This is a genomic window from Flexivirga endophytica, assembly GCF_014640635.1.
In the GTDB taxonomy this organism is placed as follows: Bacteria; Actinomycetota; Actinomycetes; order Actinomycetales; family Dermatophilaceae; genus Flexivirga; species Flexivirga endophytica.
Window position 1 is genome coordinate 913,714 of record NZ_BMHI01000001.1, and the last position, 17,259, is coordinate 930,972.

At 67.7% G+C, this 17,259-nt stretch carries 14 protein-coding genes; 3 read left to right on the forward strand and 11 right to left on the reverse strand.

From position 1 onward, the window contains the following. From xdhB to IEX71_RS04235, 7 genes are all read right to left on the reverse strand, one after another. The gene (xdhB, locus tag IEX71_RS04205) at positions 1-2,406 is read right to left on the reverse strand and encodes a xanthine dehydrogenase molybdopterin binding subunit (RefSeq protein ID WP_188835656.1); all 2,406 of its coding nucleotides are present in this window, start codon (positions 2,404-2,406) and stop codon (positions 1-3) included. Further along, the gene (locus IEX71_RS04210; protein WP_188835657.1) at positions 2,403-3,899 is read right to left on the reverse strand and encodes a xanthine dehydrogenase small subunit; all 1,497 of its coding nucleotides are present in this window, start codon (positions 3,897-3,899) and stop codon (positions 2,403-2,405) included. Before IEX71_RS04210 ends, xdhB begins: the two co-directional genes overlap by 4 nt. Before the next feature lie 215 nt (positions 3,900-4,114). Next, a complete protein-coding gene (locus IEX71_RS04215) occupies positions 4,115-5,479 on the reverse strand; it encodes an 8-oxoguanine deaminase (protein ID WP_188835658.1) in 1,365 nt (454 codons plus the stop codon). A gap of 55 nt (positions 5,480-5,534) precedes the next feature. After that, on the reverse strand, positions 5,535-7,520 hold the full coding sequence (uraD, locus tag IEX71_RS04220) for a 2-oxo-4-hydroxy-4-carboxy-5-ureidoimidazoline decarboxylase (protein ID WP_188835659.1): 1,986 nt from the start codon (positions 7,518-7,520) through the stop codon (positions 5,535-5,537). Between the two features lie 389 nt (positions 7,521-7,909). After that, entirely contained in the window at positions 7,910-8,290 is a 381-nt protein-coding gene (locus IEX71_RS04225; RefSeq protein WP_229749483.1) for a helix-turn-helix domain-containing protein, read from the reverse strand. After that, positions 8,283-8,525 (reverse strand): thiamine-binding protein, encoded by a 243-nt coding sequence (locus IEX71_RS04230; protein WP_188835661.1) that lies wholly within the window; start codon positions 8,523-8,525, stop codon positions 8,283-8,285. Before IEX71_RS04230 ends, IEX71_RS04225 begins: the two co-directional genes overlap by 8 nt. Then, positions 8,522-9,100 carry an HhH-GPD-type base excision DNA repair protein gene (locus IEX71_RS04235; protein ID WP_188835662.1) on the reverse strand — a complete coding sequence of 193 codons (579 nt, stop codon included), beginning with the start codon at positions 9,098-9,100 and terminating at the stop codon, positions 8,522-8,524. The genes IEX71_RS04230 and IEX71_RS04235 overlap by 4 nt, the downstream gene beginning before the upstream one ends. 72 nt (positions 9,101-9,172) lie before the next feature. Between IEX71_RS04235 and IEX71_RS04240 the strand changes: the two genes are divergently transcribed. Together IEX71_RS04240 and IEX71_RS04245 are read left to right on the forward strand one after the other, a co-directional pair. Then, complete coding sequence (locus tag IEX71_RS04240; protein WP_188835663.1) at positions 9,173-9,736, forward strand: DinB family protein; 564 nt, start codon at positions 9,173-9,175, stop codon at positions 9,734-9,736. Continuing rightward, a complete protein-coding gene (locus tag IEX71_RS04245; RefSeq protein ID WP_188835664.1) occupies positions 9,733-10,227 on the forward strand; it encodes a GNAT family N-acetyltransferase in 495 nt (164 codons plus the stop codon). The genes IEX71_RS04240 and IEX71_RS04245 overlap by 4 nt, the downstream gene beginning before the upstream one ends. A 3-nt stretch (positions 10,228-10,230) precedes the next feature. On the opposite strand, the gene IEX71_RS04250 is transcribed toward IEX71_RS04245, so the two are convergent. Beyond that, on the reverse strand, positions 10,231-11,181 hold the full coding sequence (locus IEX71_RS04250; RefSeq protein ID WP_188835665.1) for a ferredoxin family protein: 951 nt from the start codon (positions 11,179-11,181) through the stop codon (positions 10,231-10,233). A gap of 222 nt (positions 11,182-11,403) precedes the next feature. Here IEX71_RS04250 and IEX71_RS04255 point away from each other — a divergent pair, with 222 nt between their 5' ends. Next, entirely contained in the window at positions 11,404-12,735 is a 1,332-nt protein-coding gene (locus tag IEX71_RS04255) for an HNH endonuclease (RefSeq protein ID WP_188835666.1), read from the forward strand. Positions 12,736-13,229: 494 nt separating this feature from the next. On the opposite strand, the gene IEX71_RS04260 is transcribed toward IEX71_RS04255, so the two are convergent. From IEX71_RS04260 to IEX71_RS04270, 3 genes are all read right to left on the reverse strand, one after another. Beyond that, the gene (locus tag IEX71_RS04260) at positions 13,230-15,692 is read right to left on the reverse strand and encodes a DNA gyrase/topoisomerase IV subunit A (RefSeq protein ID WP_188835667.1); all 2,463 of its coding nucleotides are present in this window, start codon (positions 15,690-15,692) and stop codon (positions 13,230-13,232) included. A 133-nt stretch (positions 15,693-15,825) separates the two neighbouring features. Further along, entirely contained in the window at positions 15,826-16,386 is a 561-nt protein-coding gene (locus tag IEX71_RS22410; protein ID WP_229749448.1) for a sunset domain-containing protein, read from the reverse strand. A gap of 66 nt (positions 16,387-16,452) precedes the next feature. Continuing rightward, positions 16,453-17,259 carry an LLM class F420-dependent oxidoreductase gene (locus IEX71_RS04270; protein ID WP_188835668.1) on the reverse strand — a complete coding sequence of 269 codons (807 nt, stop codon included), beginning with the start codon at positions 17,257-17,259 and terminating at the stop codon, positions 16,453-16,455.

Genomic DNA, 17,259 nt, shown 5'->3' on the forward strand with positions numbered 1-17,259 from the left:
TCATACCCCCGAAGGCACGCGCTGCTCGGCATCGGCAGCGTTCGGAATCTGCTGTGCGGCAACGTCGTTCGGCAACTCCGCCCGTGCGGCTTCGATCGCCCAGAAGACGGCCTCCGGGGTCGCCGGAGACGCCAGGTGCACGCTGGTGCCCGCCGGCCCGAAGGCGTTGGCGGCCTTGCGCAGCGCTTCGCGCACCGAGAAGGGCAGCATCAGCGGTGGCTCGCCGACGGCCTTGGAGCCGTAGATCGCGCCTTCCTCCGTGGCGTTCTTGAACATCGTGACGTTGAAGACCTCGGGCATCTCCGAGAAGCTCGGCAGCTTGTAGGTGCTTGCTGCTTGTGTCGAGAACCGGCCACGGGTCGGCCCGTCACCGGCGTCCCAGCGCTGGTCCTCCAGCGTGAGCCAGCCCGCTCCCTGCACGAAGGCGCCTTCGATCTGGCCGATGTCGATCAGCGGCGACAGGCTGTCACCGACGTCGTGGACGATGTCGACCCTCCGGTTGCGGTAGGCACCGGTGAAGCCGTCGACCTCGACCTCGGCGACCGCCGCGCCATACGAGAAGTACTTGAACGGCGAGCCCTGGTAGGTCTCTTCGTTCCACTCCAGGCCCTCGGTGCGGTAGTAGCCGGCAGCGTGCAACTGGATGCGCTGCAGGTAGGCGGTGCGCACCAACTCCTCCCATGGGATCGGCTCGCGCTCGCTGTTGAGGCCGTATGCCGTTCCGTCGGCGAACCGAACGTCCGCCGGTGGCACGCCGAGGAAGCCGCCGGCGACGACCGCGAGCCGGTCGCGGATCTGGTCGCAGGCGTGCTTGACCGCGCCGCCGTTCAGGTCGGCGCCGGTGCTGGCCGACGTCGCCGAGGTGTTGGGCACCTTGTCCGTGCGGGTCGGCGCCAGTCGCACCTTGGACAGGGGCAGTCCGAGGGCGGTGGCTGCGACCTGCAGCATCTTGGTGTGCAGGCCTTGCCCCATTTCGGTGCCGCCGTGGTTGACCAGCACCGAGCCGTCCTTGTAGACGAGCACGAGGGCGCCGCCCTGGTTCATCGAGCTCTTGTTGAAGGAGATGCCGAACTTCACCGGCGTCGCGGCGATGGCGCGCTTGGTGTCGTCGTGAGTGGCGTTGAACCGCTCGATCTCCTGCTGCCGCTGCGCGAAGTCGCTCCCGGTGAGCAGCTCGTCCCAGATCTGGTGCAGCCGCTCGATCTGCCGCACCCGCTGGCCGTATGGCGTCGTCTGGTCGGCGGACCGGTAGAAGTTGCGTTGCCGGATCTCTTCGCCCGTCAGGCCGAGTTGCGGTGCGACGGTGCCGAGGATGTTCTCGGTCACGAGCATGCCCTGCGGGCCGCCGAAACCGCGGAACGCGGTGTGCGAGGTGCGGTTGGTCTTCGCGATGCGCCCGTGCGCCTGGATGTTGGGGATCCAATATGCGTTGTCGATGTGACACAGGGCTCGCGACAGCACCGGCTGGCACAGGTCCAGGCTCCACCCGCCGTCAGCGGTCAACACGACCTTGAGGGCGAGCAGGTGACCGTCGTCGTCGAAGCCGGCCTGCCACGTGGACAGGAAGTCGGGTCGCTTGCCGGTGAACTGGATGTCCTGGTTGCGGTTGAGCCGCACCCGCACCGGCCGACCGGTCAGCTTGGCGCCCAGCGCGGCGATGGCGGCATACCCGTTGGCCTGGGTCTCCTTGCCGCCGAAGCCACCACCCATCCGCAGGCACTGCACGGTGACCTCGGACGAGCTCAGATCCAGCACGTGTGCCGCGATCTCTTGGGTCTCGCTGGGGTTCTGGGTGCTGGAGTGGATAAAGACCTGGCCCGACTCGTCGACATACGCGATGGACGCCTGGGTCTCGAGGTAGAACTGCTCCTGGCCGGAGGCCTCCCAGGTCCCACTGAAGACGTGGGTGGCCGCCGCCATACCGGCGTCGACGTCGCCGCGGGACACGGTCGGCGCGCGACCCTGGAAGCTCTCCGCGGCGATCGCCTCGGGGATCGTCACGATGGACGGCAGCTCCTCGCAGTCGACCTCGACCGCTGCAGCGCCGAGCCGGGCCGCCTCGAGCGTCTCGCCGAGCACCCAGCACACCGGGTGCCCGTAGAACATGATCTCGGTGGGGAAGAGCGGCTCGTCGTGGTTGATGTTCGAGTCGTTCACTCCCGGCACGTCGTCGACGGTCAGCACTCGCACGACGCCGGGCACGTCGTATGCCGGTGCCGTGTCCAGCCGGGTGACGAGGGCGTGCGCGTGCGGGACCGACACCGGGTAGGCGTGCAACAGGTCCTTGGTGCGGCCGACCAGGTCGTCGGTGTAGAGCGCGGCGCCGGTCACGTGGTCGACAGCGTCACCGTGTGGAACCGCCTCTCCGACAACGGGGTTGGCGGGTCGGTCGGACAGCGTGCTCATGCCACATCACCTTCCTGGGAAGCGGTCTCGGCGTAGATCTTGCGCAGCGACGTGCCGAGCATCGCCCGTCGGTATTTGCTGCTGGCCCGGTGGTCGTCCATGGGGGTGCCCTCCTCCTGGAGCAGCGCGGCGGCGGCGCGGACGGTCTCCGCCGTCCAGGGCTTGCCCACCAGAGCGGCTTCGACTGCGGTGGCGCGCAGTGGCGTGGCGGCGACGCCGCCCAGGCCGATGCGGGCCTTGCGCACGACACCGTCCGCGACATCGATCGCGTAGCCGATGGCGACACTGGAGATGTCGTCGAAACGACGCTTGGCGATCTTGTGGAACGCGGTGATGCCGGACAGCGGCAACGGGATCCGCACCGCCTGGATCAGCTCGCCGGCGGCCAGGACGGTCTGTCGGTAGCCGGTGAAGTAGTCGGCGAGCGGCACCACTCGCACACCGTCGAGGCCGACGAGGACGAGCTCGGCGTCCAGGGCGAGCAGCGCGGGCGGGGTGTCACCGATGGGGGAGCCGGTGCCGAGGTTGCCGCCGATGGTGGCGCCGTTGCGGATCAACCGGGAGGCGAACTGCGGGAAAAGCTTGTCCAGCAACGGGATCCGGCCGTCGAGTGCGCGCTCGATCTCGCTGAGGGTGAGGCCCGCGCCGAGTTCGACGTAGGAGTCGTTCTCCTCGAGGGTGCGCAGCTCGGGTAACTGGTCGAGGCCGACGACCAGGTCGGCGCGCGCCGACTTGATGTTGACGTCGACGCCCCAGTCGGTGCAGCCGGCGACCGGCACGGCGTCCGGGTTGTCGCGCAGGATCTCGAGTGCTTCGGTCAGCGAGGCCGGGCGGACGAACCGCCGCCCGTCCAGCTCGTATGACGTGGGCTCGGCGGCCGGCGCGGGTCCGTTGCACCGGGCACCCAGCGGATCCTCGGCCGGGACGTCGCCGAGGGCATAGGCGGCGTCGCGGATCGGCCGGTAGCCGGTGCAGCGACACAGGTTGCCGGACAACGCGTGCAGGTCGAAGCCGTTGGCGCCGTGCTCTGACGTGAAGATTCGTTCCTCATCTTCACGTTCAGAGCCTGTGTTCGTCTGGGCGGTCTCCGGCCGCGCCGTCCGCTCCGGCCGGTAGTATTCGGCCGCCATACTGCAGACGAATCCTGGTGTGCAGTAACCACACTGGGACCCGCCGCGGACGGCCATCTCCTGCTGGACCGGGTGCAGTGCGTCCGGGCTGCCCAAGCCCTCGGAGGTGACGATCTCCTGACCGGCGAAGGCCGCGGCGGGCACCAGGCAGGCGTTGAGCGCGGTCCAGCGCGTGCTGTCGTCACCGTCCGGCCGGGCGACCAACACCGAGCACGCTCCGCACTCGCCTTCGGCGCAGCCTTCCTTGGCGCCGGTGAGGCCTTCGGAACGCAGCCAGTCCAGCAGGTTGGTGTGCGCGGCATCGGTGAACTCGCGCGGTTGCCCGTTGACGGTCACGCCCAGCGGCGACGCGGGGTCAGTCATCAGCGACTCCTTTCGAGCCAGGAGAGCAGAGCTTCCCGGTCAAGTGGTCGCATGGTTGCGTGCAGCGGTGCTGCACATCGATCGGCGAGTTCCGATCGGTTATCCATGCAGAACGACCGGACCCGTGGGCTGAGTCAACTCTACGGCTCAACAATTTGTTGAACAAGGATTTTGGGGTTTCGGTGGTGTTCGTGTCACATGCGTGCGTGGGTGGATCAGCCGGACAGGACCGGCACGGAGACCCGTGCGGATGCGTGTGCCGCGCCCTGGGCAAGCAGGTGCTCGTCGGCTCGGCTCAGGTGACCGTCACGGACGACCGGACGACCCGCCACCATGGCCAGGTCGAGCGGTGGCGGACTTCCCAGCACGAGTCCGGCGACCGGGTCCGCGATGCCTGCGTGCGCCAGCGTGTCCATCCGCCAGAGACACAGGTCCGCCTGCTTGCCCGGCTCGAGGGAGCCGATCTGGTCTTCCCAGCCCAGCAGTCGCGCCCCACCGATGGTGGCCGCTTCCAGTGCCTGACGAACGCCGAGTGCTGTCGGCCCGCCGACCGCACGGGCGAACAGCAGTGCGTGCCGGGCCTCCTCGAGAAGCGAGGTCGCCTCGTTCGAGGCGGCTCCGTCGACGCCGAGTCCGACCGGGGCGCCGGCAGCAAGCAGGTCGCTGGTGCGGCATACGCCCGCACCCAGCCGCGCATTGGAGGACGGGCAGTGCGCGACACCGGTGCCGGTGCGGGCGAGCGTCTGGATCGCCCTGTCGTCGAAGTGGATCCCGTGTGCGAACCACACGTCGTCGCCCAGCCAGCCCACTGACTCCATGTAGTCCAACGGAGCCAGCCGGAAGTGCTCACGGCAGTAGTCGTCCTCGTCGAGCGTCTCGGCGAGATGCGTGTGCAGCCGGACCCCTCGGTCGCGGGCCAGTGCGGCTGCTTCCCGCAACAGGTCCGTGGTGACCGAGAAGGGTGAGCACGGTGCGACTCCCACCCGCACCAACGCGCCCGGTGACGCGTCGTGGTGCGTGTCGATAGCGGCGCTCGTCGCCTGCAGGATCTCGTCGATCGACTCCACTACGTGGTCCGGCGGCAGGCCACCGTCCGACCGGCCGAGGTCCATCGAGCCACGGGTGGCGAAGAAGCGGACGCCGATGTCGCCAGCTGCCGCGATCTCGGCGCCCAGCACGTCACCGCCGTCGCGCGGGAAGACGTAGTGATGGTCCATGACCGTGGTGCACCCGGACAGCGCCAGTTTCCCGATGCCCGCCGCAGCCGCCTGTCCGACGATCTGCTCGTCAATGTTGCCCCACACCGGGTAGAGCGCCGTCAGCCACTCGAAAAGCGTTGCGTCCACGGCATACCCGCGGGTCGCCCACTGATAGAGGTGGTGGTGCGTGTTGACGAGACCGGGGGTGAGCACGCAGCCGGCGCCGTTGACGATCTGCACCTCCTCACGCGTGGGGACATAGGGCCCGGGGGAGACCGACCGGATGCGGGACCCGTCGATGACCATGTGGCCGACGTCGTGCTCGGTGCGGTCCGCATCCATGGTGACGACCGTGCACCCGTCGATGACAGTGATGCTCATGGAGTCGCCCTCCTTCGCCGGGCAATGCCGTCGCTCTGTGCTTGTGATCGCTCGCTCATGGGGTGGTCGCCATCCTGCTGCGTGCGGTGTTGAGCGGCTCGGCCTCGGCGACCAGGTCGTCGAAGCGGTGTCCGGCGATCTTCGCGCTCTCCAGCAGGGCGGTCACCAGCTCGTGCTGCCGGGAGTTGTCGAGTCGGGCGCGGCCCTGCTCCATGAGCTGCTCGACCGACTCGGTCTCCCGGACGCAGGTGACGAGCGGGAAGCCGAACTTCTCCCGGTATGCCGCCGTCAGCGTCGACAGCTCCTCGCGCTCGTCGTCGTGCAACTGGCTGAGCATGATGGCTGCGCGGTCGCGGGTCGAGGCCTCGCCGACCTCCCCACCCGGGACGTCCACGCTACCGAGGTCCGGGTAGCCGGCGATCAGGGCGCGCTGCTTCTCGTCCGATGCCGAGAACAACGCCTCCTGGAACGATGCGCGCAGGTCCGGAGTGTCCTTGAACGGACGTTGCTCGTACGCGTCCTCGATGATCCACGAGTTGCCATGGAAGAGTGGTTCGAAGGTCTGCACGAACTCCTCCTTGGTCATGGCGTTGACCTGAACCAGGCCGATGACGGTGCCAGTGGAGCTCGTGGCGACGCCGGCGCCGCGGCTGGTGCCGATGTGGAAGAACACCATGTAGAGCACGAACGCCGATATCGAGCCGATGGTGATGCCCGACCCCAGGAACACCTGGTAGTCCTTCGGCAACAGGGTGGCCACACCGGGCTGGGCGGTGACCAGCATCGCCAGGCCGAGCGAGGTGGCAACGATGATGCCGTTCCGGTGGTCGTTGAAGTCGACCTTGCCGAGGGTCTGGATGCCGACCACGGCAACCGTGGCGAACATCGCCAGTCCCGCGCCGCCGAGGACGCAGGCCGGTATGCCGGCGACGATCGCCCCGGCCTTGGGCAGCAGACCGAGGAAGATCATGAAGACGGCGGCGGTCGCGACGACATACCGGCTCTTGATCTTGGTCAGCCGGACCAGTCCGACGTTCTCCGCGAAGCAGGTGTAGGGGAAGGAGTTGAAGACGCCGCCGATGAAGGTTGCCAGACCGTCGGCGCGCAACGCCCTGGCGACGTCGTCGCCGTCGACGCGCTTGCCGACGATCTCGCCGGTGGCGAAGACGTCACCGCAGGTCTCCACCATGGTGACGAGCATGACCAGCACCATCGAGATGATCGCTGCGAGAGCGAATTTCGGCATACCGAAGTGGAAGGGTGTGGTCACGCCGACCCAGCTGGAACTGCTGACCGCGTCGAAGTGCGCTTCGCCGGCGAACCATGCGATGCCGGTGCCGATGCCCAGGCCGAGCAGCACCGCGATGGTCTGGATGAACCCGCGGAACAAGCGCTGGATGATGACGATGATGAGGACGGTGCCGAGCGCGAGGCAGAGGGTCTTCCAACCACCGGCGGCCAGGTGGTAGTTGCCGTTCGCGTCGGTACTCAGCACCGAGGCGCTGTAGGAGTTCGTCTTGGGATCCCAGCGCAGCAGTGCGTCACCGGCCGCGACGGGCAGTAGCGAGAAGCCGATCACGGTGATGACCGAGCCGGTGACGACGGGTGGGAAGAACCGCACGATCTTGCCGAAATATGGCGCGAGCAGGAAGGTCACGACACCAGAGACGAGCACCGCACCGTAGATGGTGAGCAGACCGTTGACGCCACCGCCGGCGTTGACGCCGATGATGATCATCGGGGAGACGGCGGTGAACGTGACGCCCTGCAGCAGTGGCAGCCGGACGCCGACCTTCCAGAAGCCGATGGCCTGCAGCAGCGAGGCGATGCCGCAGGTGAACAGGTCGGCGTTGATCAGGTGGATCAACTGGTCGGAGTTCAGTCCGATCGCACCGGCCAGCAGGATGGGCACGATGACGGCGCCGGCGTAGAACGCCAACACGTGCTGGAGACCGTAGACGGCGAGTTGTTGCGGAGGCAGTACTTCGTCGACGGGATGCTTTGCGCGTGGGCGCACGTCCTCGGCGATGGCAGCAGACATTGTGAGCGGTCCTTCCAGAGGCCCAGGAGGGGACATCAATGATGGGTGGCAGGGGCATCTTCGCGCTTTCGCGGCCCGGCCGGGGCGATTCCGCTGGTCATGCGAGGCGCGTTCACGGCTGGGCGCCGCTCGCGTAGGCGTCGACCCGGAGGGTCTACGTCGTCGTCATTCGCTTATACGGAATAGAAATTTCGAGATATGAAATTGATTCGCGTGGAAGAGAGTATGCCGTAGCTCACATTCGCGTCAACGGTTTGTTGAAATGTTGTTTGGCCGCACTCCTCACGAACGATGCCCGTGCCGCCGGTCGCAGGCTCCCAGCGTGCCCGGCCGGCGCGCGATCGTCGTCGCGGCGTTTTTGGCCGCACTCCTCGCAGCGTTGGTTCGTGTCAGCTGTCGACGCGAACCCGGTTCAGATAGTTGTAGATCGTGAAGCGGGACATGCCCATGGCTTCGGCGACGGTCTCCGCGGAGTGCCGCATCTCGAAGGCGCCGCGCTCCTCCAGCAGCCGCACAGCGTGCTGCTTGCGCGCTCGGGGTAGCTCGGACAACTGCCCGCCCAGCTCGTGCTCGACGGTCTGGATCAATCGGGCGAGACCGTCGGACAAGTCTCGCTCGTCGCGTACGCGCACGTGAATCGTGGTGTCCTGCAAGGTGATCGGGATGTCGCCGGGTCGTGGCTCGTCATCGACCACGGCGGCACCGACGCGATGCAGCAACGGCTGCAGGGCGGTGGCGAGCTCCTCGGCGGAGGGTATGGCGTCAGTCATCGACACGCTCGAGTTGCAGGCTGACACGTGTCGCCCCGGCCGCCAGCGCGGCTTGTGCGGCGTCGCGCATCGCGGCGGTGACGGCATCGGCGTCCCCGTGCACGGTGGTCCCCAGCGGACCCAGGTCGGGGTCGAACCCTCCGGCGCGCAGTGCGTCAGCAGCGGCTGTGACGTGGCTGGGCAACTCGCCCTCACCGTGGAACGGCTCGGTCGTCACCTCGGCCCGGATCTTCACGGCGTGGCCTTCGCCTTCGCCGCAGCCTTGGCGCTCTTCTTGAACTCGCGGACCTTCTGCAGCGAGGTCTCGTCCACGACGTCGGCGACGGATCGGAACGAGCCGGGCTCGGCATACGGGCCGATCGCCGCGCGCCAGCCGTCCGGTGTGACGTCCAGCTGCTTGCCGAGGAGCGCGGCGAAGATGCGGGCCTTCTGGTCGCCGAAGCCGGGCAGCGCCTTGAGCCGCTTCAGCAACTCGGCAGTGGTGCCGGCTGTCGTCCAGAGGTTCGAGGCGTCTCCGTCGTAGTCGTCGATGACGGCCTGCGCCAGTTGCTGCACACGGCCGGCCATCGAGCGTGCGTAACGGTGGATGGCCGGTGGCGTCGAGCAGAGGTCGGCGAACTTCTCGGGGTCCTGGGCCGCGATCGTCCCTGGGTCCAGGGTGCCGAGCTTGTCGACGATCTTCGCGGGGCCGCGGAACGCGTGCTCCATGCCGTACTGCTGATCCAGCAACATGCCCACCATCAGCGCGAACGGGTCGGTGGAGAGAAGCTGGTCGGCAGTTTCGTCCTGTGCAATCCGGATGCTCGCCATGGCAGCAGCCTAGAACGAGAACGGCCGAGAACTCGATGGCGAGGTGTCGCAGGTTGCTCGTAGGTTCGTGCCATGACCTCTGTCACTGACGCCACTCCCGATCCCGACGCGACCGCACGCGTCGATCCACCGGTTCACGCGAACGAGATCGCGACGCTGCTGGGCTTCCTGCGCTACCAACGGGACACGTTCCGGTGGAAGACGGGCGGGCTGACGTCGGCCGGCCTCGCCGCAACGCTGCCGCCCTCGGACATGACGCTCGGCGGGATGGTCAAACATCTGGCACTGGTGGAGGCCTGGTGGTTCCACCAGGTGCTGCACGGAGCCGACGAGCCGCAACCGTGGGCGTCGGTCGACTGGGACGACGATCCGGACTGGGAATGGCGCACGGGTGCGTCGGACGACCCCGTGCCGCTGGCCGCGCTCTACGAGGAGTCGGTGGCGATCGCCGATGCCGGCATCGAGCGAGCGCTCGCGGGCGACGGGTTCGACGCGTTGTCGATCAAGCCGGACAGGCAAACTGGCGAGCCGTTCACGTTGCGGTGGATCGTCGCACACATGATCGAGGAGTACGCCCGACACAACGGGCATGCCGACCTGATCCGGCAGTCGATCGACGGACGGGTCGGCGAATGATCAGTATTCGCAACGCAACTGAGCGTGACTGGGCGAGCATCTGGCCGATTATCCAGGAGGTCGTGGCGGCGGGGGACACCTACGCGCTGCCCGCTGACCTGAGCGAGGACGACGCTCGCGAGATGTGGCTCGAGATGCCGCCGGGCTGCACGGTGGTGGCGGTCGACGACGTCGACGGAACGGTGCTCGGCAGTGCGCACATGGGACCCAACCGACCTGGCGCCGGCGCGCATGTGGGGACGGCCAGCTTCATGGTGGGCTCGGCCGCGCGCGGTCGGGGTGTCGGCCGGCTGCTCGGCGAGTACGTCGTGCAGTGGCTGCGGGACGCGGGTTTCGATTCGATCCAGTTCAACGCCGTGGTGGAGAGCAACACGGTCGCGGTCCGGCTGTGGAAGTCGTTGGGGTTCCAGGTGATCGGCACTGTGCCCGCAGCGTTCCGGCATCCACAGGACGGGCTCGTCGGCCTGCACGTGATGTACCTGAAGCTCTGAGACCTACTGTGTCGGTGTAGCACGCCATACGGTGCTCGGACCGGGGGTCTTCGCGCACGATGCGCGCAGCTCCGGCCCGTCCTCGCTCGTGACGTCGACCGTCCAGGAGCGTCCGTCGTTGTGGGAGACCTCGCATCGCCATACGCCGTCAGCCGCTTGCGAGCCGGACGCCGTCAAAGCCGCACCCTTTCGCTCCGAAATGTGCTGTCGCACAAAGGCTTCGGCCACCTGCACCGGCGACTTGAAGCAGCTGCGGCCACGGTTGTGCGTGGCATTCGCGAGCTCGTCCGGAACCTCGCGTCGGCGCTCGGCCTGCAGGGCGAGCTCTGCCAACTCGCCGGTCAGTCGTGCGTAGGTCTGCCCGGACGGCAAGGCGATGCCGGTGGGGGAGAAGCGGTGCCCGCCCGTGTGAGAGCACTCCCAGACGGCGCCGGGATGAGTGGCGGAGGCTTGCAGCGCGATCGGTCGGCCGCGGACGGCGCAGCACACGTCGCGCTTGCCGTTGGTGCAGACCAGCAACGCCGGGTCGCGGGTCTCCTCGAGCTCGGGCAGTCGCTCGGTCGCCGCGTCCGGGTCGTCTTCGAGCAGCAGGTCCCAGGGCAGCGCGAGGAGTTGCGCGGGGTCGTCGATCTCGCCGGTCAGTAACCACGGGTCGCGCTCGAGGCAGCCGGCGATCAGCACTGTGTGGGCACCCTCGTGCGGCTCGTCCGCATGTGGGCCGGGTCGCCGGATGAGCAGCAACCGGCCGCCGTGGTCGGCGCAGGCGCGCTCCAGCGTGGCGCCGATCTCCGGGTCCAGGTGCGACTGCGTGATCGCGCTGTGCCCCCACGGGCCGTTCTGCTCCAGGCACACCCAGAAGCGTGCGTATGACGCCGTGCCCCACGCGGGAAGCTCCGCGTCATCCCACTGCATCGAGCAGGCGGACGGCGGTCGTGGCTCGGCATGCGTTGTCATCGCTGAGGTCCCGTCTGGCTCTCGAGTGAGTGTTCGCGGCCAGGTTACGGAGCGCCCCGCTGCTGCGGACCGCCGGGTGTCGGCGGGTGTCGCGCACCTTGCCGGCCCGGGTACGCGGGCGCTCGGGTTGTCCACATCCCCCACTCGTCTCGGAGGGGATGTGGATAACATTCGTGGGCTAAAATCGTTGCCGTTGTTTACTATTCGGGTATACTCGAACACATGATCGATGCAATCACGGACGCAGGCGAAGGCAGCGCGGGCGCCTTCGATGCGTCCGTGGTGCGCGCTTTCCATGACCGGCTCGACGAGACCATCACCGGCGACGGTCTTGAGGAGCTGCTGGCTGAGACACGGGCGCTGGAGGAAGCCAAGAACGCCATCGCCGCCCGGCAGGCTCGCCTGAGTGTCGCAGCGCACCGAGCGCAACGAGCGTCGGACATCCCGCGGGGCATCGATCGTGCCAGGACCGCTCAGAAGGTCGGTTCCGACATCGCTTTGGCCCGCCGATCGTCCCCGCACCTGGGCTCCCGGCTGCTGGGGCTCGCCCACGCGATGGTGGACGAGATGCCCAACACCTTCGCGGCCCTGGCAGCCGGCGTGATCGGCGAACGCGACGCGACAGCCCTGGTGGCAGCAACCGCCTGCCTGAGCAAGGACGACCGGGCGTACGTCGATGGCGCGATCGCGGGCGACCTGGGCACCACGTCGCATCGGCGACTGATCGCAACCGCACAAGCAGCCGCCTACCGGGCCGACCCGGAAGCGGCCACCGCCCGCCGCGCCAGGGCCGAGTCCGAACGCCGCGTCAGCCTGCGACCGGCTCCGGACTGCATGACCTACCTGACCGCGTTGCTGCCGGTCAAGGACGGCGTGGCCTGCTTCGCGGCACTCAAATCCGCGGCCGCCGCGACCGCCACTGCCGAACACCCCCGCGGCCAGGTCATGGCCGACACCCTCGTCGAACGCATCACCGGCCGCACTGTGGCGACCGGGGTCGACGTGCACGTCGACCTCGTCCTGCCGCTGGACTCCTTGACCGGAGACACCCCGGCGGACGTGCCCGGCTACGGACCGGTGCCCGCCGACCTGGCGCGCGAGTGGATCACGGACCCGGAGAAGGCAGCCAGGATCCGACGCCTGTTCTCCTACCCCGGCACCGGTGACCTGGTCGGCATGGAGTCAACCGCCCGCTGCTACACGGGACTCCTCGCCGACTTCATCGCACTGCGGGACCAGACCTGCCGGACCCCGTTCTGCGACGCACCGATCCGTCATACCGACCACATCACGCCGCACACCAAAGGTGGCGCGACGACCGAACGCAACGCCCAAGGGCTCTGCGAGCGATGCAACTACGTCAAGGAACACCCCGACTACCTCGTCGGCGGAGACGCCGGCGAAACCTACGTCATGACAGGCGGACTGACCGCCAGCAGCCGACCACCCGCACCACCGGGACACCCGCCACCCACCAAATCGTCGATCTCACGGACACTGATGAACATCGAATTCGCTCAGGCAGTCAGAGCCCGGAAGGTGACCGCGGTCTGAGTTGTGCAGGTGCGAGAGTCTCGTCGCACACAGTCACGCAGTCAGCAGCTCAGCTCGTGAGGCCCAGCACCGCTGACCACTGGGTCCTGCGGTGCTCCGTCAACGTGAAGGCTGCCCCTGTCCCGTGACCAGCTCAGCTCATAGGTTCCATGGGATATGGGTCGGTAACCGTCGTCAACCTGCCAGGAAGCCACTCGATGTCCGATCCCCAGGGGCTCGACTTCGTAGGCCTGCCCGTCCGCAGACATCAGGAACGACGACTCCCGCAGAACCACGCGGCAGCCGGCCGGTGTAGGTCGTTCCAGCACGGTGTAAGTCGCTCCAGTCACCAGGTCGGACGCGGCGGAAAGGCCCGTCCCAGCGCAGGTTGCTGCGGCGAGCGTGATGGTCAGCACCCCGAGCCAGTCCAGGACGATCATGAGCAGCGCAACCAGCACACACCCGACCGGAGGCGTGACGAGCCCTACTCGGCCGCTGCTCACCTGCCGCCGGGCCTACTCGGCCGACGCGGCCGGGAACGAACCACCAACGGCCGCGATCTGACCGGCCGGCGGCACGCCGCTGCCGTCCCGCTTGCCGTCTGCAGCAGGCAACTCGACGGCGGCACCGGTCGGGCTGGCGGCGCGAGCCGGCGCGGTGCCGGCCCAGGCGATGACCAGCTCGTCCTCGCCACGCACGAACCGCTGGCAGCGGACACCTCCGGTCGCGCGCCCCTTGGTCGGGTATTCGTCATACGGCGTGACCTTGACCGACTTGGGCCCGGTGCCAGGCAGTGCGTCGGCGGAGCCGGCACCGGTCACGACGACCGCAGGCGCCGAGGTGTCGACGCTGCCGAACCACAGGGCACGCGCTCCCGCTCCGAGCTTGACGCCCGCCATACCGCCACCAGAACGGCCTTGTGGCCGAACAAGACTCGCGGCATAGCGCAGCAGGTGAGCATCTGACGTGATGAAGGTGAGATCCTCCTCGCCGGTGACGACATCGACCGCGCCGACGACCTTGTCGCTGTCCTTGAGCGAGATCACCTCGAAGGAGTCCTTGCCCGGGTAGTCCGGATTGACGCGCTTGACGACGCCGCGCTCGGTGCCGATCGCCAGACCCTTCGACTCGGGAGACAGGGACGCGAGTGCCAGGGGCTGCTCACCCTTGCCGAGGTCGATGTATGCCGCCAGTGGCGCTCCGCCGGCCAGGACCGGCGCATCGTTGGTCGGGGGCAGCGTGGGCAGGTCGATCGCGTTGAGGCGCACCATCCGACCGCCCGAGGTCACCACCCCGAAGTCGCCACGGGCGCTGGTGCGCACCCGGGAGGTGACCAGGTCGTGCTTGCGGCGCGCACCGTCGCTGGACAGCGGGGTGTCGTCGGTCGTGCGCGCGAGAAGTCCGGAGGACGAAAGCAGCACCCAGCACGGGTCGTCCGACACCTCGAGCGGTGCGGCGGTTGCAGCCGTCTTGATGCCGTTGCCCTCGAGTAGCACGGTGCGCCGCGGTGTCCCGTGCGTCTTGACCACATCGGCCAGCTCGTTGGACACCGTTTTGCGGAGCAGCTTCTCGTCGTCCAGGATCGCCTGCAGTGCGGCGATCTGCTCCCGCAGCTCGGTCTGTTCCTTCTCCAGCTCGATCCGGCTGAACTTCGTCAGTCGTCGCAGTCGCAGCTCGAGGATGTAGTCGGCCTGCACCTGGTCCAGGTCGAAGACCTGCATGAGCCGGGTCCGTGCAGTCTCGGCGTCGTCCGACGTGCGAATGACCTGGATGACCTCGTCGATGTCGAGGATCGCGGTCAGCAGACCGTTGACCAGGTGCAGTCGGTCGGTCGCCTTCTTCAACCGGAAGGCGGTGCGACGGCGGACGACGTCGATGCGGAAGTCGACGTAGACGGTGAGCAGTTCCTTCAGCCCCAGCGTGCGCGGCTGGCCTTCGACCAGCGCCACGTTGTTGATGCCGAAGGATTCCTCCATCGGGGTGTGCTTGTAGAGCGCCTCCAGCACGGCCTCGGGGTTGAAACCGTTCTTCACGTCGATGACCAGCTTCATACCCTTCATGTCGGACAGGTCGTTGACGTCGGAGATGCCTTGCAGCTTCTTGGCCTGGACCAGGTCCTTCATCCGCTCGATGACCTTCTCCGCGCCGACCATGTAGGGCAGCTCGGTCACCACGATGGATTTCCTTCGTGGCGTGAGGTTTTCGATGGTGCAGGTGGCGCGGGTGCGGAACGAACCGCGGCCGGTCAGGTAGGCGTCACGGATGCCGTCCAAACCTACGATGCGTCCGCCGCACGGCAGGTCCGGACCCGGCACGAACTTCATCAGGTCGTCCAGTGAGGAGTCCGGGTGGTTGATCAGGTGACGTGCGGCCGCGACGACCTCGCCAAGGTTGTGCGGGGCCATGTTGGTCGCCATACCGACCGCGATGCCGCTGGCGCCGTTGACGAGCAGGTTGGGGAATGCAGCCGGCAGGACGTCGGGCTGCTGCTCGCTCTCGTCGTAGTTGGGGACGAAGTCGACGGTGTTCTCGTTCAGCGACCGGGTCAGCTCCAGCGCGGCACCGGCAAGTCGGACCTCGGTGTATCGGGAGGCGGCCGGGCCGTTGTCCAGGGAGCCGAAGTTGCCGTGGCCGTCGACAAGCGGCAGTCGCATCGTGAAGTCCTGCGCCTGGCGGACGATCGCGTCGTAGATCGCAGTGTCACCGTGCGGGTGGTATTTACCCATGACCTCGCCGACGACGCGGGAGGACTTCACATGGTTGCGCTCGGGGTAGAGCCGCATCTCGTCCATCGCGTAGAGGATGCGCCGCTGCACCGGCTTCAGGCCGTCGCGCGCGTCCGGGATGGCGCGGGAGTAGATGACCGAGTAGGCGTACTCGAGGTATGCCGACTGCATCTCATCGTCGACATCGATGTCGACGATGTTCTGCTGCGCATCGTCGATGTACTCGGTATCACTCGTCTTCTTGCGCGCCATTGCTGCCCTTCGAATGTCCTGCTGATCGCTCTGTCGTAGCGCCGATCATCTTCTCTCACAGCGCGCGAAGCCGCGTCACCGACACTCGGTGAACGCCGTCAGGGGACGAGGATCACCTCATCCGGGACAGGAATCAGACCTTCGCAGGCCGCCAGCCGGCCGCGACCGCGTCGGACTCCGAGCAGAACCAACGCTCACCCTTGCCCAGCGAGATCTTGGTGACGTCGTAGTAGCGCTGGCCCGGGACGTGGTAGATCTTCTCGCCCGACGAGCTGATGTTGCCCTTGATGTTGCAGGCGCCCGTGGTCGTCGTCGCCTTCAGGGGGACGGGCGCCCGTGTGGTCGTATGACGCGGTGCCGGCTGCACCGCGACCGGGGGAGCGGTCGTGGTGGAACGCGGTGCGCTGGTCGCACGCGGCGCGGCCGGAGGCTGAGCCGCCCGCCGCGACGTCGAGGTGGAAGTCGCGGTCGCCTTGGAGGTGGCGGCCGTTCTCGATGCCGTGCGTGTCGCTGCCGGCCGGTGCGTCGACGTGGAACGCGCCGTGGGGGCCGTGACAACGGACGTCGACGTGACCGTCTGCACGACGGTCCGGGTCGGCGTCGTCACGGCGGCGTCCTGGCCCGCGTTGCACCCGGCAAGCGTCAGCGACGCGATCGTCAGAGTGCCGAGAAGGCCGAGATGTGCTGCTTTCACCAGCGCAGCGTACGTGCCGAATCCCTTGAGGGAAGCCATTATTCGTAACTACGGCGGGGGTAACCTTCAGGCGTTCATCCGGTCTCGCCATACGATCCAGTCCTGCAGGTCGGCGAAGTCGTAGTCGGGCCCGCCGACGGGCACGGTGAACAGCCGCGCACCCAGGTCGTACAACGGCTTGCCGATCTCGTCGGCGACGGTCGGGGCGATGCCGTCGCGGCCACGACCGCCGACGCCCACGGAGATCTCGATTTCCTCCATCGGACGGCCGATGGCGTCGCAGTGCCCGCGCAGCACCTCGAGTTTGTGCGAGAGCACCTCGGCGTCGGCGAAGCTGTGCCAGATGTTCGCGTGCTGCGCCACCAGACGCAGCGTCTTCTTCTCGCCGCCACCACCGATCAGCATCGGCAGCCGGCCGACCGGTGTCGGGTTGAGAGCGGCCAGCCGCGACTCGATGCGGGGGAGTGCCGCAGCCAGGTCGTCGAGCCGCCGACCGGCGGTCTTGAAGTCGAATCCGTATTGCTCGTAGTCCTTCTCGAACCAGCCGGACCCGATGCCGAGGATGAGTCGGCCGCCGGAGATGTGGTCGACGGTGCGCGCCATGTCAGCCAGCAGGTCGGGGTTGCGATAGCTGTTGCACGTCACCAGGGCGCCGAGCTGAATCCGCGATGTCTGCTCGGCCCAGGCCGCGAGCATCGTCCAGCACTCGAAGTGCTTGCCGTCCGGGTCGCCGTTCAGCGGATAGAAGTGGTCCCAGTTGAAAGCCACGTCGGCGCCGAGGTCCTCGGCACGACGCAGCGCGTCCCGGATCTGGTTGTAGGTCGCGTGCTGTGGCTGGATCTGAACGGCGATGCGCACCGGACGTGAAGTCAT